The sequence below is a fragment of the Yersinia enterocolitica genome, from assembly GCA_002082245.2.
GTDB lineage: Bacteria > Pseudomonadota > Gammaproteobacteria > Enterobacterales > Enterobacteriaceae > Yersinia > Yersinia enterocolitica_E.
Genome location: NBTC02000002.1, coordinates 3,990,183 through 4,015,295 on the forward strand (window position 1 = coordinate 3,990,183; position 25,113 = coordinate 4,015,295).

Here is a 25,113-nt window from a genome sequence, read left to right on the forward strand (position 1 = left end):
GGAAGGGGCAGTAACATGAAGTATTAAACGAAGGAATTATACCTATAAAGTATATCCCCTTCGTTTCTCGCGATGGCTATTTATAACTTGGCTATTAATCAGTCACCAAAAACCCGCAAACGATGACCATCAGGATCTAAAGCCACAAAGGTATAGCCGAAATCCATCTGTAATGGTTGTTGCAAAATAGGTAAGCCGCGTTGTTGCCAGTCATTATATAACGATTGCACCGCCGCTTTATCGGCCAGAGCAAAAGCCACTTCACCGCCACCGCCCGTGGCTGTCGCCGCCGGTTCAACCGTATGTTTTGACCATAAGCCCAGCATTACCCCTGAATCCAGTGCAAACATGGCAAAGGTTGGGTGAAGTTCTACCGGTGCCTTTGCCAGCAAGTCACCATAAAACGTCGCGCTGTTGGCCGGGCTATCAACATAAAGAATAATGAAATTCGGATCTGCCATGGTTTTTCCCCTTATCCCTTTGGTACTTGAAATTGCAGCGCCCAAATCGGTGCTCGACCGGCCTACCTGAAATTCCAAATACTTTAGGTATCTAATCAAATGGATAGTTTTTTTGTTAACCGAATATCGCTTAACTGGGTTCTATCCTAGCGGGGCATACTGACAGTTTCTGTCAGTAGTGATTATTGATTTGTAGTGACAATAAAAAACTACGGTTTTGGTGGTGTCGACAGCAGCGACTGATCATCGATGCCTTCCGCTTCCCGCCACTGTTTTAGCAACAGCTGTCGGCGCTGAGGATAGCGTTGATCCGTAAGAGAAATAGCGCTTATTCGATCCGCGCGAAAGTTACGGATGGTTTGGCGTAGCTCACACCAGGCCACCACTACGCGCACCTGTTCAAAAAAACCGATAGCAAAAGGCCAGATGCGGCGACATGAGTTAGCCCCTTTCAGGTCTTGATAGGTAATATCCACTTTGCGCTCGGCACGGATTGCGCGGCGCAATACCGGTAGCGCCAGTTCACAGTCAGGCATATGGCCGACAGGGCCGATGAGCAGTGTCGAGGCATCTAATTCGTCACGTAAATCTGTAGGTAAAACCGCTGCGATTTTCGCCAAAGCATTACGGGCAGCGGCACTCAGATGGGTATCTCCACGATGGCTGACCCAGCGCGACCCTAATACCAGTGCTTCTATCTCTTCTTCGGAGAACATCAAGGGCGGCAGCATAAAACCTGGGCGCAGCACATAGCCCAGACCGGGTTCGCCTGCAATATCAGCGCCTTGCTGTTGTAGGGTGGCAATATCGCGATAAAGTGTCCGCACACTGATAGCCAGTTCCTCCGCCAACGCAGCACCTGTTACGGGATAGCGATGGCGGCGTAGCACTTGAATCAGGTCAAGCAGACGCTGGCTGCGGGACATAATAGCTCTCGTCGGAGTATAAAAGCTGACTATAGCACCTTCAGTCAGGCCATTTTACTGGGTGGCAGCAAAACTAGGGAGCCATTGAGAATTTCCTCTGTAGCAAGCCGATAAGCCGCCTACCGTAGAGGCCGATAATCAGCCCACTGATAATCAGTATCATCGCGACAATTTTCGCGGCGGGAATGCTTTCACTAAAAATCATCACGGAACCTAGCAGGCCAAAAATCGGGACTAGCAGCGATAATGGCGCGACAACGGAAACCGGGTATTTGGTCAGTAATGAATTCCAAATCCAATAGGCAAACAGCGTATTGGGATAGACCTGAAATAGAATAGAGAACAGCGTGGTTACATCGAACTGGGTGGCTAACTCAGTAAAACCGCTGGAGCCATTAAATAAATAGCTCAGTAGAAATAGTGGGATAGGGGAAAATAGGCTCGACCAAACTAGAAAGGCAAAAACCTGTTTGGTATTGGCTTTTTTAATTATAATACTCACCAGCCCCCATACCACTGCACCGCACAATACCAATATCAGGCCAGTAGGCGTGACAGAACCATCACTGATGAAAATAATACTGATAAGCCCTAAGAGCGCAACGGCGATACCAATACATTGATATCTTGAGAGTTTTTCGCGAAACAGCAATGCGCCAAGGATCATGGTGAAGAACGTGCCGAATTGCAGCACTAACGAAGCGATTCCCGCTGAGACACCCGCTTTAATACCCAGATTGACGATACCCCATAAACCGATACCAAACAGTAGGCCGTAACCTATTATGTATCGCCATGAAGTATCAGGCTTTTTGATAAAAAGGACTGCGGGTAGGGCGCAGAGCGTGAAGCGAATCCCGGCTAAAATAAGCGGGTCTGCGGCAATCAGGCCAAGTTTTATTACCGAAAAATTAGCCCCCCAAATTGCGGTAATGCATAGAGCAATTAAAAAATCAGTTAGTTTCACGCAGCCTACCTAGGGTGAGAGAATTAGTCGGTTGTTGTTATTTCACAGTGGCAGTTCACAAACTGAGTAGTGATAATCAGTAGCGAACATGAGAATATTTCCAGGACAGCGGTATCGCAATTCAGGATACCGCTGCGAATAATGTGTTATTAATTCTGTTTATATAAACCAGCGACCATAAAGCAGCTAAATGAACTAAATAGCATCTCAATCCCGACCAGAGTCGTAACCATGGTGATCGACATCAGTGGGCCAGCACTCACCAATAGATAGGTAATAATCAGATCCAAGACGCCGAGCAAGATTTGTAGCCATGCCCCCGGCATTCCCCATGTTCTAAAACCGGTTATCAACCGCATCACTCCACCAAAGGCAAACAGCACCGCCAGCACCACTGCCAGACTTATCATCCCTATTGCTGGATTGGTAATAAATACATAACCCATCACAATATATGCGATGCCGAGTAAAATACCGGTCACCATTGGCCAAAGATTATGGGAACGGTTGGTTACCATACCCACGATCATTGCAATCCCACTGAGTAGCAGTAGGGCACCAATAATTTTGCTGAGAACAACGCTGGAGGCCAGTGGGTTAATAAGGCAAAAGATCCCGCCCAGTAATAGCAGGATTGCGATGACCCGCATGATAATCCGTTGTTTTTTTAAGGTACTTTCATCAAGGCTCATAAGGTATTTCCGATCTATATTCAGCATGACGATGACTCCTGTATAGTCTGAACTAGGTTATCGATAACTATCATGAGTATAGGTCGAACAATAGATGTATAAATAAAATCAATGATATTCAACTAATTATACTGTGGAATATTTCCTGTACGCCAGATGTGCAAATAGCATTGCAGTGGCACTTATCATCCCCCCCAGAATACAAACACCTGACCATCCCGCATTCGCATATACCATCGTTGCACTGATAGCTCCGATGGCGCTACCGATGGAATAGAACAACATATAGCCAGCAACCAGGCGGCTTTGGGCATCAGGACGTAGCGCCAATATGATGGTCTGATTGGTTACATGCACCGCCTGAACGGCAAAATCTAATATCACGACACCGATAACCAGCCACCAGAGTGAATGAGGCAAAAAAGCGATCGGCAGCCAGGAGAGCAGTAGTAACGCCAAGGCGACTTGCGTTGTTTTCACTCCCAACCCTCGATCTGCCAACTGCCCCGCATGAGCGGCGGCGAATGCGCCAGCGATACCTGCCAGCCCAAATAAACCTACCTGACTAGGCGATAATACGTATGGCGGGCTGCTGAGTGGTAACACCATTGCGGTCCACAGCACACTAAAAGCCATAAATATCAGTAAGGCCAGAGTAGACCGTACACGCAACTCGCGCTCACGGGTAAATAACCCCCACAGCGACAGCAGTAGCTGCCGATATGACGATACAGCCGGTTTGGCAACGGGTGGGATAATGCGATAAAGCATAATAACCATCAATAGCATCACTGCTGCGGAGCAAAAATAGACGGAACGCCAACCGGCAAAGTCGGCCATCGTACCTGAGATAAAGCGCGCGAGTAGAATCCCCAACACGATACCGCTGGTGATTTTACCCACTATTTTGCCTCTTTGTTGCTCTGGAGCCAGTGCCGCAGCAAAAGCCACAATCACCTGTACCACGACAGCCATCAGGCCGATAATCAGCATCGCCACCAAAAGTAGTGAAAAAGTGGGGGCAAGGCTAACCGAAATCAATGCCACAGCAGATAACAATAACTGCCCGATAATTAATTTTCGGCGATCCCACAGATCACCCAAAGGCACAATGAATATCAGCCCCAAGGCATACCCTGCCTGCGTCAGAGTAACCACCAGACCGATCGCCGACGGACTAACGTTAAGATCCGTTGCCATTGTATCGAGTAGGGGCTGAGCAAAATAGACATTGGCGACCGCCATGGCGGATACCATCGCCAAGAGTGGCACCACTATTGATGTGAGGTGTGGTGCCAGAGCTGTTTGTGGTAATCGCCGGGTGCGACTCTTTGCTGATTCTTTTCTGATGGACATAAAAATACCTGATGCCTTTCTGGTTTTTATTTGAAACCACTTAATTGATTTTTAACAGAGGTGGTTTTAATATGCAACCAGTTTATCCAGCAAATGATCGGAGTAAAAGAATGACTAAAACGAGTGAAGGCCAGATAGGGGCAGAAGAATGCCCGGTTGCCAGAGCGCTTAAGGTTTTGGGGGATCGCTGGTCACTCATGATAATTCGTGATGCTTTTGATGGGATCCGCCGTTTTGGTGAATTTCGGAATAACCTTGGCTTGGCAAAAAATATCTTGGCGGGTCGCCTGCGTGAGTTGGTTGAACACGGCATTCTGATGATAGTCCCGGCCTCTGATGGCAGTGCTTACCATGAATATGTGTTGACGGATAAAGGCCGCCAATTATTCCCTATTGTGGTCAGCTTGCGCCAATGGGGCGAAGATCACTTGTTTGCTGTTGGCGAAAAGCACTCTATTTTAGTTGATAATCAGAGTGGGCATCCCATCAGTAAGCTGACAGTATCCTCACAAAAAGGTAAGGTATTGGATGCCAGCGAATGCCATCGGGGAAAAGTGATTAAGCGGTAAGGAAGGTATCTGCGGCGGGAAACATAATCTCAATGGATATTAATGACAGGAAAGGCAAAATGGATTCTCGGATACTGGAAATACTGCAATACACATTGAAGCCAGGTAGTGGTGTGGAATTCCACCGAATTATGCAAGAGATCAGCATTCCCTTGCACGCCAGGGAGGGGATGGACGTCGTCGCTTATGGTCAATCGCTGCACGACCCAGATGCTTATTACCTGATGCGTGCCTTTGACAGTCAAGAGGCATTAGTGAATGCTGAGGCACGTTTTTACAGCAGTGACGGCTGGCTTGCTGGCCCGCGGGTGGCAATTGTTGAACGTATTGAAAATAGTCTCAAATCCGTAATATCGATGCCAACTGCCGCCATTGATGCTTTAAGAACGTAATTGGTCAATTCATAGCATTCTTATACTGAATACGTTATCAACTGATAACGTATTTAATTGCCTCTGGGATTGATTATTGCTCTGCCTGATAAGTGTCGCGTAAGAAAAGGGTTAGCACATCTTTTGGTGGTGTCACCTCACATTCAGACAGCAGCCACCCCACCGCGCCTCGGTGATAAGCACCATGATGCTCAACATGGGAAAACATCTCTTTTCTACTCATTGCCCCTTTTCCCCCATCGACAAATTTGAAGTTAATCATTTCATCCAATTGTTGTTCAACCAGAGAGTGAAGATACTCGAGATAGCGATTATCACTGATAGCAAAGGCGTTATTCAGCACCTCTAGAGGCGGTGTTTCAACCGTATTCAGCGCAGTATAACGGTGGGGAACTCCCTGAATATTGGCGATAAATATTTGATCAACTACATAAATATGATTCATCAGGCGAATCATAAGATGACGTTTATCTTTATAAGCCGCGGTATCAACATTGGCGATAGCGGAGAGGATCTCTTTATCAGCCCAGGCCTTGTATTGAAAAAGCATATCAAAGTGAGTAAGCACAGACATTTTCAGATCTCAGCGGAGAGTTAGATGGCTATTTTATAGTACGAGAATTATTGTAGGTCGTTAAGTAGCGTTGAATTTTAGCCGACTAAAACATTTCATCAACGAAGGGACTGTCTATTGAATATTCGGCAAGAAAATAGCAATGACCTATATATCTTAAGATAATTAGGTAAAGCGAGAGGCTTGGGGGATGAGTAAATTGCTATAACCTGAATCGATGACATTATCGCCATTTCAAGGTGCTTTTCTCTTCTTCTACTAGAATATCCAGCCAATCCGCATTGAACAATTTTCGTTTAAATTGGCTAGCCACTGAGACAGATAAAATCAGATAAAGTGTAATTGTATCCGTGAGATTCCATTCAACAGTCTCTATTCAAGATTGTGCAGTTATGCTTCATTGAGTTGAGCAAATATAGCGCGGCGTCACTTTAATGTTTGTGTAACCAAGGATTTTATAATCAAATTGATGATTTATTAATCTAAATCAATAAGGATTTCTACTGATAGTCAAATACTCTCCTTTTCACAAGGAAGTACAAAATAATGTTTTTCCCTAAGAAATATTCAATATCAATTCTGGCATTAGCGTTTGTTTTATTCTCTTTCCCTACTTCCGCCAAAGTGACTAATTCATCTGATGACCATGTAAAACAGATGATTATCAACGAGTCTATAGAGTCGTACCCTGGCAACTGCCCATGTCCTTTTAACTCTGCCAGCAATGGAAGTAGTTGTGGAAAACGTAGCGCGTGGAGTCGGGCAGGTGGTTATTCCCCCATTTGCTATAAAAAAGAAGTTACCAAGGAAATGGTTACTGAATGGCGTGAATCTAACAAAGCCTAAGATATAAAATTTTTAGTACATGAATGGCAACCCACCCTAGAAAATGCTGCGACACAGGTTACCAGATACAAAAAAGCCAACTCGAAAGTTGGCTTAATGTACTGATTTAACAGCTAAAATTTGGTGGCCCCTACTGGACTTGAACCAGTGACCAAGCGATTATGAGTCGCGTGCTCTAACCAACTGAGCTAAGGGGCCAGACTTGGGCGCTGATTATACGGTAGTTTTTATACTGCGGTCTAGAGCTGATAAATCAGATGGCTGTTTTATGCACAAAATTAAGGTTTTTTACGCACATAGCAGGTAATTACGTGCGGATGCAGGCTTGAGAATCGGTGGTTTGGGACCAAAAAGAAAAACCCCGGCACGCCGGGGTTTTTGTGTGTTTGCTGCTGTCGCTAACGATTAATCGTCCAGGAAGCTGCGCAATACTTCAGAGCGGCTTGGATGACGCAATTTACGCAATGCCTTGGCTTCAATCTGACGAATACGTTCACGGGTTACGTCGAACTGTTTGCCCACTTCTTCCAGGGTGTGGTCAGTGTTCATATCGATACCGAAACGCATACGCAGAACTTTCGCTTCACGAGCGGTCAGGCCAGCTAACACATCGTGGGTGGCAGAGCGCAGGCTCTCTGATGTTGCAGAGTCCAGCGGCAGTTCCAGAGTGGTATCTTCAATGAAATCGCCCAGATGTGAATCTTCATCATCACCGATCGGGGTTTCCATTGAGATTGGCTCTTTGGCAATCTTCAGCACTTTACGGATCTTGTCTTCCGGCATCAGCATGCGTTCAGCCAGTTCTTCCGGTGTTGGCTCACGGCCCATCTCTTGCAGCATCTGGCGTGAGATACGGTTGAGTTTGTTAATGGTCTCAATCATATGTACCGGAATACGGATGGTACGCGCCTGATCCGCGATAGAGCGGGTAATGGCCTGACGAATCCACCACGTGGCGTAAGTTGAGAACTTATAACCACGGCGGTATTCGAATTTATCTACTGCTTTCATCAGACCGATATTGCCTTCCTGAATTAAATCAAGGAATTGCAGACCACGGTTGGTGTATTTTTTCGCAATAGAGATAACCAAACGCAGGTTAGCCTCAACCATTTCTTTCTTGGCACGACGCGCTTTCGCTTCACCAATAGACATACGGCGGTTGATGTCTTTCACTTGCTCAATTGTCAGACCGGTTTCTTCTTCGATCTGGCGCAGTTTCTGCAAGCTACGTTGAACATCGTCCGAGACATCTTTCAGTTTTTCAGACCAGGGTTTACCCATCGCAATTGCTGCGGCAAACCAGGTATCACTGGTTTCATTGCTGGCAAACAGAGTAACGAAGTTTTTCTTCGGCATTTTGCACTGCTCAACACACAGTTTCATGATGATACGTTCTTGAGTACGAACGCGATCCATCATGGTACGCATGTTGTTGACCAGATAGTCGAATTGCTTCGGTACCAGGCGGAACTGTTTGAACACTTCAGACAACTTCAGAATTTCAGCAGCAGCATTGGCGTGGCTACGACCATTTTTCTTGATTTCCATGCGTGCGTTTTCGTACTGCTCGCGCAAATCGCTGAATTTCTGGCGTGCCAGCTCTGGATCGATGCTGTTGTCGTCTTCTTCTTCGTCTTCGTCTTCATCTTCGTCGTCGTCATCCATCTCTGCGGTGGATAATTCAGAACCAACGTGAGTCGCCGTCGGCGCAATATCTTCTTCGGCGTTTGGATCAACAAAGCCGTTGATCAGGTCAGATAAACGGGCTTCACCCGCTTCAACGCGATCATATTGTTCTAACAGATAAGTAATCGCTTCAGGGTATTCAGCAACTGAACACTGAACCTGATTGATACCGTCTTCAATACGTTTGGCGATATCAATCTCGCCTTCACGTGTTAATAGCTCAACGGTACCCATTTCGCGCATGTACATACGCACCGGGTCGGTAGTACGCCCGATTTCGGATTCAACACTGGATAACACCTGCGCAGCAGCTTCTGCCGCGTCATCGTCGGTATCAGTGGTGTTCTCGGCCAGCATCAAATCATCGGCATCAGGTGCTTCTTCCAGCACTTGGATGCCCATGTCATTAATCATCTGGATGATGTCTTCGATCTGATCGGAATCGACGATATCTTCCGGCAGATGGTCATTGACCTCAGCATAGGTCAGATAGCCTTGCTCCTTACCACGGGTGACAAGTAGCTTCAGCTGTGACTGCGGGTTTTGCTCCATAAGACGGTATCCACACTTCAGAGTATTTGGGTTGGTGTCGGTCGGCGAAACCGCCAACAATAGCATTTGGGGCCTTTTTTTGTCGCCGCTGCCCGCTATGGCGGCATATTGTAGGGAGTCGCCCCCACATTTATCGGCAATTAAGCCGTTGGGTGTTTCATTTTTTTCTGGCTAATGCCAGATTCAAAGACCAAAGCTCTTTACGTTCTTCGGCGTTTAATCCATGTGTCCGGTCACGCGCTATCAGGGTTTCCTGACGTTGCTCCAAGATGGAGTCATACAGGCTCGTTAGCGTGTCGACAAAAGTCGGTTCGACCATGTCCTCAACAATCATGTGGTTCCATGTTGCGAGAGTTTCAAGCTGTTGGCTGAATTTATTATCCCGATACAGTTCCAATAACTGCCCGGTTGTCAGCCCTGGCTGAGCCAGACAAGTCTCAACCAACTCAATAAATAACGGTAAACCGGCTAACTTGGCTTGCTCGACGCCCTGTAGTGAGGGAATAAGTGTAGCCAGTTGTGGGTTTTGTACCAGTAGCCCTATAAGTATACGCATGGTTGTGCGTTTTAGCTGGGGCGGTTGGTAGGTATTCGTGTTTTCAGCCTGTTTTGGCATCAGCTTATCGAGCTGGCTATCATCGAGCAGGCCCAACTTATTACCGAGCTGCTGGCGCAGATAAAGACGTAATGTCTCACCGGGTACCTGACTGATTAAAGGTAGTGCCAGAGTGCTTAACTTGGCGCGCCCGTCGGGGCTGCTCAAATCCACCTGTGGCATCAACGTTTCAAACAAAAAGGTTGAGAGTGGCTGTGCCCCTTCCATCCGCTGTTCAAATGCGTCTTTCCCTTCTTTACGTACCAGAGTGTCTGGGTCTTCGCCATCGGGCAAAAACATAAAGCGTAGCTGACGGCCATCATTTAGATAGGGCAGCGCCGTTTCTAATGCTCGCCATGCCGCATCTCTGCCCGCCCGATCACCGTCGTAACAACAAATTACGTTATCGGTGGCACGGAATAATAATTGAATATGCTCCGCAGTGGTCGCGGTCCCCAACGAGGCAACGGCATAGTCAATACCAAATTGCGCGAGTGCTACCACATCCATATAACCTTCCACCACGAGTAAACGCGTTGGATTGGGATGATTCACTTGCGCTTCATACAAGCCGTAAAGCTGGCGGCCCTTATGAAAAATTTCTGTTTCTGGGGAGTTTAGATACTTTGGCACTCCGTCACCCAGAATTCGCCCGCCAAAAGCGATAACCCGCCCACGTTTATCGCGGATAGGGAACATGACGCGCTCACGAAAACGATCGTAAGTCCGCCCTGTATCATTAGTCACCAGCATTCCTGCATCGTTCAGCGCAGTACGGCTCTCACCATCACGGCCAAAACGTTTTAAGGCATTGTCCCAACCTGGGGGGGCAAAACCAATAGCAAAATGTTGGATGATTTCTTCACTCAAACCGCGATGCTTAAGATATTCGCGTGCCTGATTGGCATTCGAGCCGTTGAGTGACTGTTGATAGAATCCGCTAAGGCTTTCCATCAGTTGATAGAGACTTTGTCGTTGATGACGTTCGATCTGGGTGGTGCCGGTTCCTGCCTCGTAAGGCACTTCCAGCCCATGCATGGTGGCTAATTCCTCAATACTTTCGACAAATTCGAGTCTGTCGTAATTCATCAGGAAATCAACAGCGTTACCATGTGCGCCACAGCCGAAACAGTGATAAAACTGTTTTTCGCCGTTAACAGTGAATGAGGGTGTTTTCTCATGATGGAACGGACAGCACGCATGGTAATTTTTGCCTTGCTTCTTCAGCTTTACCCGTGCGTCGATAAGATCAACGATGTCGGTGCGCGCTAGCAAGTCATTGATAAATACGCGTGGAATTCGTCCAGCCATAAGCCCCTATTCGGTCAGTCCATAAACGAGAACAAGCCGCGCATTCCTTTCGGAAAGCACGGCCTTCGTATGCAACTACTCGATCTGCGCGTTCTTAGAACATAAAAAACTACGCGGTGGGGTTACCCCCGAAGAATTAATACAGACGAGTGCGGCGTGCGTTTTCGCGAGCCAATTTCTTCGCGTGACGTTTTACAGCAGAAGCTTTAGCGCGTTTACGTTCGGTAGTCGGTTTTTCATAGAACTCACGACGACGAACTTCAGCTAAAACACCCGCTTTTTCACAAGAGCGTTTGAAACGACGAAGAGCTACGTCGAATGGCTCGTTTTCACGTACTTTAATTACCGGCATGTGCCTCTCACCTCAATAGAAATCGGTTTGCTGCTGGCCAATCGCCAGCCTTCTCAAAATGGTGCGGAATTTTACTTCAATGGATGCTGCTTTGTAAAGCACCACAGCAAATTGAAACAGGCACGCCCCTGTGATGTCGCCCTCGTTCTTTACAAGAAAGTTGGTGCCGAGAGTGCGACGGCCGCTGATTATATACTAAACAAGGCTGTTGATCGAATTAATCAACACTCTTTTCAAATATGACCACTATCAACAACATTTAGGTGCTCAAAGCGTGAAAATGCCGTCTTTACCGTCAGAGATCATGACTGGCGGCGCTGTTATGCTAAACTATCGGCCGCACGTGAATGATGGGAAATGTAATGCGAGTTTTGGGTATAGAAACGTCCTGCGATGAAACCGGTATTGCAGTATATGACGATAAAGCCGGTCTGTTAGCTAACCAACTGTACAGTCAGGTTAAATTGCATGCTGATTATGGCGGTGTAGTGCCTGAGCTGGCTTCCCGTGATCATGTGCGCAAGACTGTACCGCTGATTCAGGCAGCATTGAAAGAAGCCAATCTGAGCGCTAAAGACATCGATGGTGTGGCGTATACCGCAGGCCCGGGTTTGGTTGGCGCATTGCTGGTCGGGGCGACAGTCGGCCGCGCATTGGCATTTGCGTGGGGGGTTCCGGCGGTGCCGGTCCACCATATGGAAGGCCACCTACTGGCACCGATGTTGGAAGAGAACGCACCAGAGTTCCCGTTTGTCGCTCTGCTGGTCTCTGGTGGTCACACTCAGCTAATCAGCGTGACCGGTATTGGTGAGTATCTGCTATTAGGGGAATCTGTCGATGATGCGGCAGGTGAAGCCTTTGATAAAACTGCAAAATTATTAGGCCTGGACTATCCTGGGGGGCCGATGCTGTCGCGTATGGCACAACAGGGTACGGCGGGTCGTTTTACTTTCCCGCGGCCAATGACCGATCGCCCTGGACTGGATTTCAGTTTTTCTGGTTTGAAAACGTTCGCCGCAAATACTATCCGTGCTAACGGTACCGATGATCAGACCCGTGCTGATATTGCCCGTGCATTTGAAGATGCAGTGGTTGATACGTTGGCGATTAAATCCAAACGAGCGCTGGATAAGACCGGCTTCAAACGTTTGGTCATTGCCGGTGGTGTCAGTGCAAACCGCACTTTACGTTCAAAATTGGCGGAGATGATGCAAAAACGGGGCGGTGAAGTATTCTATGCTCGGCCAGAGTTTTGTACTGATAATGGTGCAATGATCGCCTATGCTGGGTTGATCAGGCTGAAAAGTGGTGTGAGCAGTGAGTTGAGTGTTTCGGTTAGGCCGCGCTGGCCGTTAGCCGAGTTGCCGAAAGTCTGAGTGGGGCTGTGGCGGTGTTGCCGCGTCATCTCGTGATGCTCACATACTGATGTATGCTCCGCTCTCTCAATTCCTTGCGCCTTGCCTCGCTCCCGCTCAGCCATTCTAAGATTGGTGCCGAAAGTCTGAGCGAGGCTGCGGCGCTGTTGCCGCAGTCATTCAAAATGCTCATGGATGAGAGTCCACGCCGTTTTTTCATTCCTTGCGCCTTGCCTCGCTCCCGTTCAGTCATTCTCGTTTTGAGGAGAATCAATCTTCTTTCTCTTCCAACTCTGCGGCTTCTTCGGCCGGGGTTTTCTGCTTTTTCTTTCTGAGTTTATCCCAGATTTTACTTTCCTTGCCGCGCCATAAACGTTGAATGTTATCGTGGTGGCGCATCAAAATCAGGCAAGAGAGCATGGCGACTGGGAAGGTGAATTGAGGTTTAAACCACCAGACGTAGAAGGGCGCAATTAGCGCACTGATAATTGCGCCTAAAGATGAATACCCACTCAATAACACCGTCAACAACCAAGTACCGGTCATCAGACCGGTTAGATCCCAGCCGATAGGGGCGATGGCGCCAAAAGCAGTAGCAACGCCCTTGCCACCTTTAAAATGGAAAAAGACCGGATAGATGTGACCAAGACAAGCAGCGATAGCGGTCAAGCCAAGATACAGCGGGGAAACGTGCAGCAGGTAAGCAATCCAAACGGGTAACATGCCTTTCAGCACATCGAAAATCAGCACTGTTGCTGCGGCTGCTCGACCACCGATACGCAGCACGTTGGTCGCACCGGGATTACCGGAGCCATGTTCACGCGGATCTGGTAGCTTAGCAACCCGACACACCAGGATTGCACTGGAAATAGAGCCACACAAATACGCGAAGATAATCATGCCAAGCGCGATAGCACTCATAACACCGCCCTGTTGAATAATGATCGTTTTAATCGCAACATCAGTGGATAATACGCATATTCCGCTGGAAGTGGTATCCGGCAGGCGCAAAAACAGAGAATGACGTGATGGACATCGTATTTATTGAAGAACTTAGTGTCATAACCACCATCGGTGTTTATGACTGGGAGCAGACCATCCAGCAGAAGCTGGTGTTCGATATCGAAATGGGTTGGGATAATCGTAAAGCTGCTGCCAGCGATGATGTGAATGATTGCTTGAGCTATGCAGATATCAGTGATGCGGTGATACAACATGTAGAGTCACAGCGTTTTGCCTTGGTTGAGCGGGTGGCAGAAGAGATAGCCGAGCTGCTATTAGTCCGTTTCCAATCGCCGTGGGTGCGGATTAAAGTCAGTAAACCAGGGGCGGTGGCACAAGCCCGTAATGTCGGAGTGCTCATTGAACGTGGTCAACGACCTAACTGATTTTTTGTGTGTTGTGATGACATAAAAGTGCAACCCTGAATAGATAATGTAGTCTGATTGGTTGGTGTGATAATTATCGAGTTTGAACGGCATTGTTTTTTTAGCATATGGTTTTGTTAATCCTATGCTTTGTAACATTGCCGTTTTTTGTGTTTTCTATTACATGGCATTGGGTATCGTAGATGACGGATATGTATTCGCTGTTTGTGGCTGTTGTTTTAGGTGTGGTAGAGGGATTGACTGAGTTTTTACCCGTGTCATCCACTGGGCATATGATTATCGTCGGTGAGCTATTGGGCTTTACCGGCGACAAGGCAAAAACCTTTGAAGTTATCATTCAGTTAGGGTCGATTCTGGCGGTTGTCGTGGTGTTCTGGCGGCGGTTATTTGGCCTGATTGGTATCCATTTCGGCGCGGTACCTCATGAGGGGAAAACCAGCGGTCACCTGACTTTGGGCCATATTTTACTGGCAATGATCCCCGCCGTGGGGCTGGGGTTGGTATTCCATGACCTCATCAAATCGCTGTTTGATCCGAGAAATGTCATGTATGCCTTGGTTGCGGGTGGGGTGCTTTTGCTAGTCGCAGAATGGTTCAAACCTAAAAATCCTAAATCTGTTGGTTTGGATGATATTACTTACCGTCAGGCTTTCGCGATTGGCTGCTTCCAGTGTCTGGCGTTGTGGCCGGGGTTCTCCCGTTCTGGTGCCACCATTTCCGGCGGTATGTTGGTCGGTGTTAACCGTTATGCCGCGTCTGAGTTCTCCTTCATTCTCGCAGTGCCGATGATGATCGGGGCCAGTGGACTGGATCTTTATAAGAGCCTGCACTTCCTGACGCTGGGTGATTTACCGATGTTTGCCGTCGGATTTATCACGGCATTTATCGTGGCTCTGATTGCTATCAAAACCTTCCTTTCACTGATTAAACGTATCTCTTTTGTACCTTTCGCCATCTATCGCTTTGTGGTCGCGGCAGCCGTGTATTGGGTGTTTATGTAACATACCCGTTATACTTCAAGCTGCATGTGCGTTGGCTACGTTCATCACCCGAATCACTTACTCATGTAAGCTCATCGGGTTCTCTCGCTTGCCGCCTTCCTGCAACTCGAATTATTTAGGGTATAAAAAGTGCAGCGAAATATAAAAAAAGCCCTGATTAATCAGGGCTTTTTCGTTATGAATGGCTTTATTCTGACGCAATTACTTGAGTTTGTTTCCATTGGACTAATGCTTGTTGGCGGCGACGTTTAAGTTCGTCGCGAATGGCCAATCCTTGTAACCCGCTGGCGACTACTTCCTGCACTGATACGCTGCTGGCAATATGGAATGCGGCGCGCAAATAATCGCCCTGCGGATAAGGATTTTCTTCAAATCCGGTACGGCCTCGGGCATCAGCCTCACTGGTCATAATCATCTGCTCAAGACGTTCCGGTTTGCGCCACACATCAATGGCATCAAACAGTTTGAGTAGAGTTTCGGGGCGAAGCTTATTCACTGTATGGATAAGGTCATGGTATTCCGCCACCAGTTTCGCCAAGTCACGTATCGGATTAGGTACCCGTAAGCGCTGACATAACTGCTCAACCAATTTAACTCCAGCTGGGCCGTGGCCGTGATGGTGTGGCCAGAATTCTTTTGGTGTCAGACCTTTACCCAAATCATGGCAGAGAGCGGCAAAGCGGACATCAACCTCAGGGCTAAGTTGAGCCGCAATGGCTAATGTCATCAGCGTATGGATACCGGTATCAATTTCTGGATGCCACTTTTCGGGAGCTGGTACGCCAAATAAACGTTCAATTTCTGGAAATAGCACCGCCAGCGCACCGCAATCACGTAACACTTGAAAATAGATCTGCGGGCTTTGTGTTTTCAGCGCTTTCTCGGTCTCTTTCCATACTCGCTCTGGCGTCAGAGCCGATAGCTCGCCACTTTGTGCCATTGCTGCCATCAATGATTGAGTCTCAGCGGCGACGCTAAAACCTAAATGGGCAAAACGGGCAGCGAAACGGGCAACCCGCAGCACACGTAGTGGATCTTCGCCAAAGGCGTCGGAGACATGACGCAGTACTCTGTTTTCCAAATCTTGTTGGCCGTGGTAGGGGTCAATCAATTCCCCCTCGGCGCTACGGGCAATGGCATTGATGGTCAAATCGCGACGCAACAAATCCTCTTCCAGCGTGACATCTGGCGCGGCATAGCAGGTAAAACCGGTGTAACCTGCGCCGGATTTACGCTCGGTACGAGCTAGTGCGTATTCTTCATGGCTGACAGGGTGCAGAAACACGGGGAAGTCTTTACCAACCTGCTGATAGCCCTGTGTGAGTAACTGTTCCGGGGTGGATCCCACCACGACCCAATCCTGTTCGGTGACCGGCAGATTTAATAAGCTGTCGCGTACCGCGCCGCCGACCAGATAGATTTTCATATAAATCCTTCGTTCTTGACGTTGCAGCGTTGTTAGCTGCTCACTTGAATCACACTTTACCGCCTGGCGACAAAGGCTTGTTTCAGTATAGTTGGGGATGAGAATAGATTAAACAACCAGGCCACCCTGGCGGGCAGCCAAACGCGTCGATTTTACAGTCTTATTAAACGGCTATCAGTTCATCCAGCGATTGTTCTTTTTACGGCTTGGGATCAGATGTGGCAGTACCAGACCAAGGAGCAGGCCGATACCGGCAACACCGCCGCCGTACATAAACCATTGCAGGATAATGGTACGCTGTTTGTCATCTAATTGCAGATTCACAGCGCTGACTTTCTTCTGAGCAACCACTAACTGATTCTTTAGTGACTCGTTTTCTTTTTGCAGCTCGGAAATTACGCTGTCGCTGGCCGCGACCTTCTGTTGCATTTCAGCAGTGCGCTGATTCCAGCTATTATCAATATTAGCCAGCTTATCTGTCAGGATTTTGACTTGTTGTTCAAGGTCCGGTACCCGAATACGCAGACTTGGCGTTTCACTCAATTGATTCAGCGCGATCCAGGTGGTTTTCCCTTTACTGTCGCGGATTTGACCGTAATTTGTGCTGTCATCAACACTTATCAGGGCGACTTCATCTCCGCCTTTTAACGTGCCAACAATACGGTATTGGTTACCGGGACCGCTATGAACGTAGGTATCCAGCTCATCAGAGATGTAGCGTTTTTCTTCAGCGTGCGCGCCCCAGGAGATACTGAGACTTAGCATCGCGAGGCAAATTAGGCGTATTTTCAGCATTAGAGAGTCATTTATGAGTGAATTTATGGAACGATAGTAGTGTGTTCAGTTTGCCGACGCAACGCATAAACCGGAATGAGAACTATCTTACTCTCATAGCCAGCGCGGCTTTAGCCACTTTGTTGTTCATTTTAACCACGCTGAAAATTTGTCTTATGAAGCCTTATGGCAGACCTGTTAAAATAGAGGCTGACTCGGGGTAGCCACGCGGTTTTTTTGTGTAAAATAGCGAAGTCTGTGTAAAACAGGCAAACCGCCGCGAAAGAGGCATAATGCCCGTAAACTCGCAACATACCGGTGTGAATGAAATTATGACCGTTGAAATAGAATTAAAATTTATTGCTACTCCTGCGGCCATTGCCGCTTTGCCCGAGCGGCTTACATCCTGGCGAAGCCAGCATTCTGCGCCGCAGACGCTGACCAATATCTATTTTGAAACTGCCGATAAGCGGCTGCGCCAACATGATATTGGCTTACGTATCCGTGGTTATGATGGCCGTTACGAAATGACGGTTAAGACCGGCGGTAAAGTGGTCGGTGGTTTACATCAACGCCCTGAATACAATGTTGATATTGATAGTGACCAATTGGATTTGGCGCGTTTCCCTGCCGATATCTGGCCGAACGGTTGGGTGATTGAGACATTACAAGCAGAACTACAGCCGCTATTCCGTACGGATTTTACTCGAGAGAAGTGGGTAATTACTTACGGCGAGAGCGAGATAGAGCTTGCTGTTGATCAAGGCACTATCAGTGCCGGTGAGCTGTCGGAACCCTTGCACGAAATTGAGCTGGAACTGAAAAAAGGCAATCAGGCAGATTTGCTGGCATTGGCCGCAGAACTGGCACAAATTGGCGGTTTACGGCAGGGCAATCTGAGTAAAGCAGCCCGTGGCTATCATTTAGCACAAGGCAATCCACCTCGTGAATTGCGCCCGTTACTGGTGTTGCAGCCAGCGGCCAAATCCACCGTTGAGCAAGGTATGGTCGCAGGGCTGGAGATGGCCCTGGACCATTGGCAATACCATGAAGAGCTGTGGTTACGTGGCGAACCGGCCGCTAAAGCTATGATCATTGAAGCATTGGCAATGGTGCGTCAGTCATTAGCTATTTTTGGTGGTTTGGTCCCGCGCAAAGCCAGTACTGAATTGCGTGCCGGGCTGCTGGCGCTTGAACCGCAGTTAGAACCGAAGAATGTCGATGCTGAGCAGCTTTGCTATAGCAGTGATTACCTAAAATGTAAGTTAGCGCTCACATCTTGGCTGGTTACCTCTGGCTGGCGGCCATTTATGGATGCCAAAGCACAGACCAAGTTTGAAGGGTCATTCAAACGCTTCTGCGACATCATGTTGAGCCGCAGCGCTGCTGATCTGAAAGACGCTTTTGGCCAGCATCTGGATGACGATGGTTATTTGGCGCAACTCCCTCGCTTGAACCGGCAGATCATGTCTTTCCAATTGCTCTCAGGCTTCTATCCGCAGAGTGAATGGTTGCCGTATATCGATGGCTGGTTTGGTTTACAGCAGGAGATTATGCACCGTCAGGGTCACTGGCGTGATACCGCCCGTAAGGAAGCGCTTGCGCAGGCAGCCTTTTGGTTGAACGGTGCTGCTAGTTAATAGATAGCAGCTTGAGGAATGCTTTATGTTGCCACTCTCTTCGGATTTACAGATTCAGGCGCAGAATATACGACAGCGCTTTTATGAGTTACCGGCTCCGCCAGATTTACACGAGGAAGATATCTCTGTGCTGGCGTTGAGTGATTTTGTCAGTGATATGTTACTGATTCACCCTGAGTGGCTGGAGGAGTTGCATCAGCAACCCCCGCAACCGCAGGAGTGGCAATTTTATCCACAATGGTTAAATCTGGCGTTGGCCGAGGTACATGACGAAGCGGCATTATTAGCCGCATTGCGGCTGTTTCGCCGCCGGATGATGGTGCGCATCGCCTGGTCACAAACACAGCAAACCAGTGTGACTACTGAGACCTTGCAACAACTGAGCGGGTTGGCTGAAAGCCTGATTTTGGCGGCGCGCGATTGGCTGTACCAGGCTTGTTGCCGTGAGTTCGGTACCCCCTCTAATGCCGAGGGGGTACCGCAGCCGCTGCTGATTTTGGGCATGGGTAAGTTAGGCGGCGGTGAACTAAATTTCTCCTCTGATATCGATCTGATTTTTGCCTACCCAGAAAACGGCCAGACCCAGGGTGGGCGTCGCCAGTTGGATAATGCCCAGTTCTTTACCCGCTTGGGGCAACGGCTGATTAAAGCGTTGGGTCAGCAAACCATTGATGGTTTTGTCTATCGGGTGGATATGCGTCTACGCCCGTTTGGTGACAGTGGCCCGCTGGTACTGAGTTTTGCCGCGCTGGAGGATTATTACCAAGAGCAAGGGCGCGACTGGGAACGCTATGCGATGGTTAAGGCACGTTTGATGGGCGGGGCTGAAGACCACTACAGTAAAGAGCTGCGCCAGATGCTGCGGCCCTTCGTCTTCCGCCGCTATATCGATTTCAGCGTGATCCAATCGCTACGTAACATGAAAGGGATGATTGCCCGTGAGGTCCGGCGGCGTGGCCTGAAAGACAACATTAAGCTGGGGGCCGGCGGTATTCGTGAAATCGAATTTATCACGCAGGTATTTCAGCTTATTCGTGGCGGCCGTGAACCGCGCCTGCAAGAGCGGGCTTTACTGCCGACGTTGCAGGCAGTCGCCGAGCTGGGTTTATTGCCACCACAACAAGTGAACGACCTCAGCAGCAGTTATCTGTTTTTGCGCCGTTTGGAAAATCTGCTGCAAGCTATTGCTGATGAGCAAACCCAAACGTTACCCGGTGATGCACTGAATCAGGCCCGATTGGCTTGGGGCATGGGGTATACCGACTGGATAGAAATGAGTGCTGCACTGGAACACCATATGCAGGCGGTACGGTTGGTATTTGACGACCTGATTGGCGATGATACTCCCGATATCGGTGAAGATCCTCGTCATGGTTTGTATAAAAGCTTATGGCAGGATGTGCTCGAAGAGAGTGATTTAGCCCCTTTGACGCCACATTTAGACGAACCAGCCCGCCGGCAGTTGTTGACGACGATTAATGATTTCCGCCATGACGTTGATAAACGCACCATTGGTCCTCGGGGCCGTGAGGTGCTGGATCAACTGATGCCGCGCTTGTTCTCCGAGGTTTGCTCGCGCCCGGACGCCAATGTCGCCCTCAGCCGCTTGATTCAGTTGCTGCTCAGTATCCTTACCCGCACCACTTATCTCGAATTACTGGTGGAATATCATGCGGCACTAAAACATGTTATTCGCCTGTGTTCTGCCTCGCCGATGGTGGCCAGTCAATTGGCCCGCTACCCGCTGTTATTGGATGAGTTGCTTGATCCGCAATCGTTCTATCAACCACTGGAACCCGGTGCTTATCGCGATGAATTGCGCCAATACTTATTGCGGGTGCCGGAGGATGACGAAGAGCAGCAACTCGAGGCGTTGCGTCAATTTAAGCAAGCCCAGCAATTGCGTATTGCTGCTGGTGATATCACCGAGGCACTGCCGGTAATGAAAGTGAGCGATCACTTAACTTATCTGGCAGAGGCCATGATTGATGCGGTTATTCAGCAAGCCTGGGGGCAGATGGTGGCTCGCTATGGCCAGCCGAGCCATCTACAGCAGCGAGAAGGCCGTGGTTTCGCCGTGATTGGTTATGGCAAGTTGGGGGGCTGGGAGCTAGGTTACAGCTCAGATTTGGATCTGGTGTTCTTGCTCGATTGCCCGCTGGATGTGATGACTGATGGCGAGCGTAGCATCGACGGCCGTCAGTTCTACCTGCGTTTGGCTCAGCGGGTGATGCATTTGTTCAGCACCCGCACCTCGTCAGGCATTTTATATGAAGTGGATGCTCGCCTACGGCCATCAGGTGAGGCGGGCATGCTGGTCAGCACCGTTGAAGCTTTCGCCGATTACCAACAGCATGAGGCTTGGACTTGGGAGCATCAGGCACTGGTTCGCGCCCGCATCGTTTATGGTGATCCTCAATTGCATCAACAGTTTGATACCATCCGCCAGCAAATTCTGTGCCGCCACCGAGAAGACCCACAATTGCAGCAGGAAGTGCGCGAAATGCGAGAGAAAATGCGCAACCATCTGGGCAGCAAACAGCGTGGTATCTTTGATATTAAGGCTGATGAGGGGGGGATTACCGATATTGAGTTTATCGCGCAATATCTGGTGTTGCGCTATGCGGCCAGCGAGCCACGGTTGACCCGTTGGTCAGATAATGTACGCATTTTTGAGTTGATGGCTAATTACGACATCATGGCACCGCAAGAGGCAGCAGCACTGACCCGTGCTTATGTCACCATGCGTGATGAGATTCATCACCTGGCATTGCAGGAGCTATCCAGTAAGGTTTCTGCTGACAGTTTTATCACCGAAAGAGAGCAAGTTGCTGCCAGTTGGCGAAAATGGCTGGTGACGTCAGATATTGTTGCCAGCGAATAAGATAAAGTGCAGCAGTGCCCGTTATGACTGGGTACGTCGGTTATTAATAGTATGCAAGGTGTCTGTGATATTATCCGGCACCACATATATTCGTCATACTTCAAGCTGCATGTGTGTTGGCCGCGCTCAATCGCCCGAATCACTTACTGGTCTTGACCTTAAGAAATAAGTAAGCTCGTCGGGATTCACTCGCTTGCCGCCTTCCTGCAACTCGAATTATTTAGAGTATAACAAACACAAAATTGGAGCGAAGAGATGTGTGTTTTCGGGGTTAATAACAGCTCACTTTGGGGGGCTAACGTATGAAAGTCACGCTGCCTGATTTTCGCCGCGCCGGTGTATTAGTCGTTGGTGATGTCATGTTAGACCGCTATTGGTATGGGCCAACCAGCCGGATCTCACCAGAAGCACCGGTGCCAGTTGTTAAAGTTGATACCATCGAAGAGCGCCCCGGTGGTGCTGCAAACGTGGCGATGAACATCGCATCCCTTGGCGCTATCTCTCGTTTAGTTGGGTTGACCGGCATCGACGATGCTGCGCGGGCGCTGACCAACAAGCTGAATGAAGTACAGGTGCGCTGCGACTTTGTTTCGGTGCCTACCCATCCAACGATTACCAAATTGCGGGTACTTTCCCGTAATCAGCAGTTGATCCGTCTGGATTTTGAAGAAGGTTTTGACGGTGTTGATCCGCAACCTATCTTTGATCGCATCCAGCAGGCGCTGCCACAGATTGGCGCACTGGTGTTATCCGATTATGCCAAAGGTGCATTGAACAGTGTGCAGCCGATGATCCAACTGGCACGTAATGCGAAAGTTCCAGTACTTATCGATCCTAAAGGCAGCGATTTTGAGCGTTATCGCGGCGCAACACTGTTAACCCCTAACTTATCTGAATTTGAAGCCGTCGTCGGTCACTGTAAAAATGAAGAAGAACTGGTCAGCCGTGGCATGAAGCTGGTGGCTGACTTTGAGCTTTCAGCTCTGTTGGTGACTCGCTCCGAACAAGGGATGACACTGCTACAACCGGGGAAACCCCCATTACATCTACCCACTCAGGCGCAGGAAGTGTTCGATGTGACCGGTGCGGGTGATACGGTGATTGGGGTATTGGCTGCGGCACTGGCTGCGGGTAATACGCTTGAAGAGTCATGCTTCCTGGCTAATGCTGCCGCCGGTGTCGTTGTTGGTAAGTTAGGTACCTCAACGGTTTCACCGATTGAGCTGGAAAATGCCATCCGTGGTCGTGCGGAAACCGGTTTTGGGGTGATGGATGAGCAACAACTGAAAAAAGCCGTTGCGCAGGCCCGTCAGCGTGGTGAAAAAGTGGTCATGACCAATGGCATTTTTGACATTCTCCATGCGGGTCATGTCTCTTATTTGGCTAACGCCCGTAAGCTGGGTGACCGCCTGATTGTGGCAGTGAACAGCGATGCCTCTACCAAACGCTTGAAAGGCGAAAAACGGCCAGTTAACCCACTTGATCAGCGCATGATTGTATTAGGTGCGTTGGAAGCTGTGGATTGGGTGGTGCCGTTTGAAGAAGATACGCCGCAGCGCTTAATTGCCGATATTCTGCCGGATTTGCTGGTAAAAGGTGGTGATTATAAGCCGGATGAGATCGCGGGCAGTGCCGAGGTTTGGGCCGCAGGCGGTGAGGTTAAAGTACTGAATTTTGAAGATGGAGTTTCCACCACCAATATTATTCAGTCAATCAAGAATGGCCGAGGCTAGTAGGTGGGTGGACTAAAACAGGAGTTGAGTCTGGCACAGGGAGTCGGGTTGCTGTCCACTTCACTGCTGGGAACGGGCGTTTTTGCCGTTCCTGCATTGGCGGCGATGCTGGCCGGAGACGACAGTCTATGGGCCTGGCCGATATTAATTATACTGGTTTTCCCGATTGCTATCGCGTTTGCTGCGCTAGGCCGCCATTTCCCTAGTGCCGCAGGGGCGGCCCACTTTGTGACAATGGCCTTTGGCCCGAAGTTGGGGAATGTCACTGGTTGGCTATTCTTGTCTGTTATTCCTGTTGGTTTACCCGCCGCCTTGCAAATTGCTGCCGGTTTCTGGCAGGCAACATTCGGCTGGAGCGATACTGGGTTGCTGATGGTGCAACTGGTCACTTTGCTGGTTATTTGGTTGCTTGGCACGCGCAGTGCAGGTTCCAGCGCCAATGTGCAAACATTGATAGCATTACTGGTCATTGCGCTGGTGGTGGCTATTTGGTGGCAGGGTGAGATTCATCCATCACAGATACCTTGGCCAAAGCTACAAGATATTTCTCCGCCGAATATGTTCAACGCGTTGGCCGTAATGTTCTGGTGTTTTGTCGGATTAGAAGCCTTTGCACATTTGGCGACAGAATTCCGCCATCCCGAACGTGATTTCCCACGCGCACTGATCGTTGGCTTACTCGTTGCTGGTGCGGTGTATTGGGGCTGTACCGTGGCGGTGTTGCATTTCCATGCTTATGGCGAACAACAGGCGGCTGCGGCGTCGTTGCCGGGCATTGTAGTGCAACTTTTTGGTCAGCATGCACTGTGGATAGCGTGCATTATTGGCTATCTGGCCTGTTTTGCCAGCGTCAATATCTATACCCAGAGTTTTGCCCGCATGGTGTGGTCGCAGGCGCAGGTTCGGCCTGAAAGCAAACTTGCGCAGCTTTCTGCCGGGCAAACGCCGGTTAACGCACTTACTGCCGTGGTGGGGAGTTGCCTGGTATTTGCGTTACTGATTTATTGGCTATCGCTGCCACTGGACCTGCTGATTGTTTATGCCAATGGCATTTTTGTGCTGATTTATTTGCTATGTATGCTGGCGGGGATTCGCTTATTGAGCGGGCGCTCGCGGGTGATGTCGGTGATTGGCAGTATTCTGTGTTGTGTATTGCTGGTGATGATAGGTTGGAAAAGCTTATACGCTTTACTGATGTTTTTCCTATTGTGGGTGCTGCTTTCCAGAATGCGGCCAGCGGCGATATCCTCGTAAACTCAGGGCGCGATATCGAACTGCGCCCTGATTATCACTACTGACATGCGACCAAGCGTTACTCGCCGGTTTTGTCATCACCGCTGTTATCATCAATAACGGCTGGGACGTTGTTGAATTTGGCTTCCAGCTCTGTCACGCGTTGTTCCAGTAACGCCAGTTTTTCTCTGGTGCGTAGTAACACTTGAGTTTGTACGTCGAACTCTTCACGATTAACCAAATCCAGTCGTGTTAATTGCGATTGCAGCACCAGACGAATTTTCTTTTCGACGTCTTCCCCGAATTCGCGAATTCCTTTCGGCATAGACTCATGCACCTGGCGGGCGATTTGTTCAATTTTTTTCGGGTCAATCATGATATTTCCCTAATGAGATGG

Annotated in this window: 24 protein-coding genes and 1 tRNA gene; 11 read left to right on the plus strand and 14 right to left on the minus strand. The window is 49.0% G+C overall.

The window, feature by feature from the left end; translation table 11 throughout:
• Window positions 1-98: 98 nt before the first annotated feature.
• The 5 genes from A6J66_019725 to A6J66_019745 all read right to left on the minus strand — a co-directional run bounded on the left by A6J66_019725 (window position 99) and on the right by A6J66_019745 (window position 4,402).
• A complete protein-coding gene (locus tag A6J66_019725) occupies window positions 99-461 on the minus strand; it encodes an extradiol dioxygenase (protein ID PNM26197.1) in 363 nt (120 codons plus the stop codon).
• A gap of 209 nt (window positions 462-670) precedes the next feature.
• Entirely contained in the window at window positions 671-1,387 is a 717-nt protein-coding gene (locus tag A6J66_019730; GenBank protein ID PNM26198.1) for a YafY family transcriptional regulator, read from the minus strand.
• 73 nt (window positions 1,388-1,460) lie between these two features.
• Window positions 1,461-2,354, minus strand: coding sequence for a hypothetical protein (locus A6J66_019735; GenBank protein ID PNM26199.1), 894 nt, complete (start codon window positions 2,352-2,354; stop codon window positions 1,461-1,463).
• A gap of 149 nt (window positions 2,355-2,503) precedes the next feature.
• Complete coding sequence (locus A6J66_019740; protein ID PNM26200.1) at window positions 2,504-3,073, minus strand: HdeD family acid-resistance protein; 570 nt, start codon at window positions 3,071-3,073, stop codon at window positions 2,504-2,506.
• A 99-nt stretch (window positions 3,074-3,172) separates the two neighbouring features.
• Window positions 3,173-4,402, minus strand: coding sequence for an MFS transporter (locus tag A6J66_019745; protein ID PNM26201.1), 1,230 nt, complete (start codon window positions 4,400-4,402; stop codon window positions 3,173-3,175).
• A gap of 110 nt (window positions 4,403-4,512) precedes the next feature.
• Between A6J66_019745 and A6J66_019750 the strand changes: the two genes are divergently transcribed.
• A complete protein-coding gene (locus tag A6J66_019750) occupies window positions 4,513-4,971 on the plus strand; it encodes a transcriptional regulator (protein ID PNM26202.1) in 459 nt (152 codons plus the stop codon).
• Window positions 4,972-5,030: 59 nt separating this feature from the next.
• Window positions 5,031-5,363: an NIPSNAP family protein gene (locus A6J66_019755; GenBank protein ID PNM26203.1), complete on the plus strand. Its 333-nt coding sequence runs from the start codon at window positions 5,031-5,033 to the stop codon at window positions 5,361-5,363.
• 73 nt (window positions 5,364-5,436) lie between these two features.
• Here the strand turns inward: A6J66_019755 and A6J66_019760 are convergent, their stop codons facing one another.
• Window positions 5,437-5,937: a diguanylate cyclase gene (locus A6J66_019760; protein ID PNM26204.1), complete on the minus strand. Its 501-nt coding sequence runs from the start codon at window positions 5,935-5,937 to the stop codon at window positions 5,437-5,439.
• A 546-nt stretch (window positions 5,938-6,483) separates the two neighbouring features.
• Between A6J66_019760 and A6J66_019765 the strand changes: the two genes are divergently transcribed.
• Entirely contained in the window at window positions 6,484-6,783 is a 300-nt protein-coding gene (locus tag A6J66_019765; GenBank protein PNM26205.1) for a hypothetical protein, read from the plus strand.
• Window positions 6,784-6,904: 121 nt separating this feature from the next.
• On the opposite strand, the gene A6J66_019770 is transcribed toward A6J66_019765, so the two are convergent.
• From A6J66_019770 to A6J66_019785, 4 genes are all read right to left on the minus strand, one after another.
• A tRNA-Met gene (locus tag A6J66_019770) sits at window positions 6,905-6,981 on the minus strand.
• Window positions 6,982-7,188: 207 nt separating this feature from the next.
• Window positions 7,189-9,024, minus strand: coding sequence for an RNA polymerase sigma factor RpoD (locus A6J66_019775; GenBank protein PNM26206.1), 1,836 nt, complete (start codon window positions 9,022-9,024; stop codon window positions 7,189-7,191).
• Between the two features lie 157 nt (window positions 9,025-9,181).
• Complete coding sequence (locus A6J66_019780) at window positions 9,182-10,930, minus strand: DNA primase (GenBank protein ID PNM26207.1); 1,749 nt, start codon at window positions 10,928-10,930, stop codon at window positions 9,182-9,184.
• 136 nt (window positions 10,931-11,066) lie between these two features.
• Window positions 11,067-11,282, minus strand: coding sequence for a 30S ribosomal protein S21 (locus tag A6J66_019785; protein ID PNM26208.1), 216 nt, complete (start codon window positions 11,280-11,282; stop codon window positions 11,067-11,069).
• Window positions 11,283-11,644: 362 nt separating this feature from the next.
• On the opposite strand from A6J66_019785, the gene tsaD reads away from it, so the two are divergent.
• Window positions 11,645-12,658, plus strand: coding sequence for a tRNA (adenosine(37)-N6)-threonylcarbamoyltransferase complex transferase subunit TsaD (gene tsaD / locus A6J66_019790; GenBank protein ID PNM26209.1), 1,014 nt, complete (start codon window positions 11,645-11,647; stop codon window positions 12,656-12,658).
• A 249-nt stretch (window positions 12,659-12,907) separates the two neighbouring features.
• Here the strand turns inward: tsaD and A6J66_019795 are convergent, their stop codons facing one another.
• Window positions 12,908-13,558, minus strand: coding sequence for a glycerol-3-phosphate 1-O-acyltransferase PlsY (locus A6J66_019795; GenBank protein ID PNM26210.1), 651 nt, complete (start codon window positions 13,556-13,558; stop codon window positions 12,908-12,910).
• A gap of 107 nt (window positions 13,559-13,665) precedes the next feature.
• On the opposite strand from A6J66_019795, the gene folB reads away from it, so the two are divergent.
• The 3 genes from folB (at window position 13,666) to A6J66_019810 (ending at window position 15,171) form a co-directional block, all read left to right on the plus strand.
• Window positions 13,666-14,025: a bifunctional dihydroneopterin aldolase/7,8-dihydroneopterin epimerase gene (folB, locus tag A6J66_019800; GenBank protein ID PNM26211.1), complete on the plus strand. Its 360-nt coding sequence runs from the start codon at window positions 13,666-13,668 to the stop codon at window positions 14,023-14,025.
• Window positions 14,026-14,207: 182 nt separating this feature from the next.
• Window positions 14,208-15,026: an undecaprenyl-diphosphate phosphatase gene (locus tag A6J66_019805; GenBank protein PNM26212.1), complete on the plus strand. Its 819-nt coding sequence runs from the start codon at window positions 14,208-14,210 to the stop codon at window positions 15,024-15,026.
• Window positions 14,989-15,171, plus strand: coding sequence for a hypothetical protein (locus A6J66_019810; protein ID PNM26213.1), 183 nt, complete (start codon window positions 14,989-14,991; stop codon window positions 15,169-15,171). The genes A6J66_019805 and A6J66_019810 overlap by 38 nt, the downstream gene beginning before the upstream one ends.
• Before the next feature lie 42 nt (window positions 15,172-15,213).
• Here A6J66_019810 and A6J66_019815 read toward each other — a convergent pair whose 3' ends face one another.
• Both A6J66_019815 and A6J66_019820 read right to left on the minus strand, forming a co-directional pair.
• On the minus strand, window positions 15,214-16,452 hold the full coding sequence (locus A6J66_019815) for a multifunctional CCA addition/repair protein (GenBank protein ID PNM26214.1): 1,239 nt from the start codon (window positions 16,450-16,452) through the stop codon (window positions 15,214-15,216).
• Window positions 16,453-16,626: 174 nt separating this feature from the next.
• Window positions 16,627-17,247 (minus strand): TIGR04211 family SH3 domain-containing protein, encoded by a 621-nt coding sequence (locus A6J66_019820; protein ID PNM26215.1) that lies wholly within the window; start codon window positions 17,245-17,247, stop codon window positions 16,627-16,629.
• Between the two features lie 311 nt (window positions 17,248-17,558).
• Between A6J66_019820 and A6J66_019825 the strand changes: the two genes are divergently transcribed.
• From A6J66_019825 to A6J66_019840, 4 genes are all read left to right on the plus strand, one after another.
• Complete coding sequence (locus A6J66_019825) at window positions 17,559-18,866, plus strand: inorganic triphosphatase (protein ID PNM27085.1); 1,308 nt, start codon at window positions 17,559-17,561, stop codon at window positions 18,864-18,866.
• A 25-nt stretch (window positions 18,867-18,891) separates the two neighbouring features.
• On the plus strand, window positions 18,892-21,750 hold the full coding sequence (locus A6J66_019830) for a bifunctional [glutamate--ammonia ligase]-adenylyl-L-tyrosine phosphorylase/[glutamate--ammonia-ligase] adenylyltransferase (protein ID PNM26216.1): 2,859 nt from the start codon (window positions 18,892-18,894) through the stop codon (window positions 21,748-21,750).
• 302 nt (window positions 21,751-22,052) lie between these two features.
• Complete coding sequence (locus A6J66_019835) at window positions 22,053-23,483, plus strand: bifunctional D-glycero-beta-D-manno-heptose-7-phosphate kinase/D-glycero-beta-D-manno-heptose 1-phosphate adenylyltransferase HldE (GenBank protein ID PNM26217.1); 1,431 nt, start codon at window positions 22,053-22,055, stop codon at window positions 23,481-23,483.
• Between the two features lie 3 nt (window positions 23,484-23,486).
• The gene (locus A6J66_019840; protein ID PNM26218.1) at window positions 23,487-24,737 is read left to right on the plus strand and encodes an L-methionine/branched-chain amino acid transporter; all 1,251 of its coding nucleotides are present in this window, start codon (window positions 23,487-23,489) and stop codon (window positions 24,735-24,737) included.
• 58 nt (window positions 24,738-24,795) lie between these two features.
• Here the strand turns inward: A6J66_019840 and A6J66_019845 are convergent, their stop codons facing one another.
• Window positions 24,796-25,092, minus strand: coding sequence for a hypothetical protein (locus A6J66_019845; protein ID PNM26219.1), 297 nt, complete (start codon window positions 25,090-25,092; stop codon window positions 24,796-24,798).
• Between the last annotated feature and the right edge of the window lie 21 nt (window positions 25,093-25,113).

Bases quoted from the DNA above. Each gene is read 5' to 3' on its own strand.
- A6J66_019725 (PNM26197.1), bottom strand. From the start codon at position 461: ATGGCAGATCCGAATTTCATTATTCTTTATGTTGATAGCCCGGCCAAC.
- A6J66_019730 (PNM26198.1), bottom strand. From the start codon at position 1,387: ATGTCCCGCAGCCAGCGTCTGCTTGACCTGATTCAAGTGCTACGCCGC.
- A6J66_019740 (PNM26200.1), bottom strand. From the start codon at position 3,073: ATGCTGAATATAGATCGGAAATACCTTATGAGCCTTGATGAAAGTACC.
- A6J66_019745 (PNM26201.1), bottom strand. From the start codon at position 4,402: ATGTCCATCAGAAAAGAATCAGCAAAGAGTCGCACCCGGCGATTACCA.
- A6J66_019750 (PNM26202.1), top strand. From the start codon at position 4,513: ATGACTAAAACGAGTGAAGGCCAGATAGGGGCAGAAGAATGCCCGGTT.
- A6J66_019755 (PNM26203.1), top strand. From the start codon at position 5,031: ATGGATTCTCGGATACTGGAAATACTGCAATACACATTGAAGCCAGGT.
- A6J66_019760 (PNM26204.1), bottom strand. From the start codon at position 5,937: ATGTCTGTGCTTACTCACTTTGATATGCTTTTTCAATACAAGGCCTGG.
- A6J66_019765 (PNM26205.1), top strand. From the start codon at position 6,484: ATGTTTTTCCCTAAGAAATATTCAATATCAATTCTGGCATTAGCGTTT.
- A6J66_019775 (PNM26206.1), bottom strand. From the start codon at position 9,024: ATGGAGCAAAACCCGCAGTCACAGCTGAAGCTACTTGTCACCCGTGGT.
- A6J66_019780 (PNM26207.1), bottom strand. From the start codon at position 10,930: ATGGCTGGACGAATTCCACGCGTATTTATCAATGACTTGCTAGCGCGC.
- A6J66_019785 (PNM26208.1), bottom strand. From the start codon at position 11,282: ATGCCGGTAATTAAAGTACGTGAAAACGAGCCATTCGACGTAGCTCTT.
- tsaD (PNM26209.1), top strand. From the start codon at position 11,645: ATGCGAGTTTTGGGTATAGAAACGTCCTGCGATGAAACCGGTATTGCA.
- A6J66_019795 (PNM26210.1), bottom strand. From the start codon at position 13,558: ATGAGTGCTATCGCGCTTGGCATGATTATCTTCGCGTATTTGTGTGGC.
- folB (PNM26211.1), top strand. From the start codon at position 13,666: ATGGACATCGTATTTATTGAAGAACTTAGTGTCATAACCACCATCGGT.
- A6J66_019805 (PNM26212.1), top strand. From the start codon at position 14,208: ATGACGGATATGTATTCGCTGTTTGTGGCTGTTGTTTTAGGTGTGGTA.
- A6J66_019815 (PNM26214.1), bottom strand. From the start codon at position 16,452: ATGAAAATCTATCTGGTCGGCGGCGCGGTACGCGACAGCTTATTAAAT.
- A6J66_019820 (PNM26215.1), bottom strand. From the start codon at position 17,247: ATGCTGAAAATACGCCTAATTTGCCTCGCGATGCTAAGTCTCAGTATC.
- A6J66_019825 (PNM27085.1), top strand. From the start codon at position 17,559: ATGACCGTTGAAATAGAATTAAAATTTATTGCTACTCCTGCGGCCATT.
- A6J66_019830 (PNM26216.1), top strand. From the start codon at position 18,892: ATGTTGCCACTCTCTTCGGATTTACAGATTCAGGCGCAGAATATACGA.
- A6J66_019835 (PNM26217.1), top strand. From the start codon at position 22,053: ATGAAAGTCACGCTGCCTGATTTTCGCCGCGCCGGTGTATTAGTCGTT.
- A6J66_019845 (PNM26219.1), bottom strand. From the start codon at position 25,092: ATGATTGACCCGAAAAAAATTGAACAAATCGCCCGCCAGGTGCATGAG.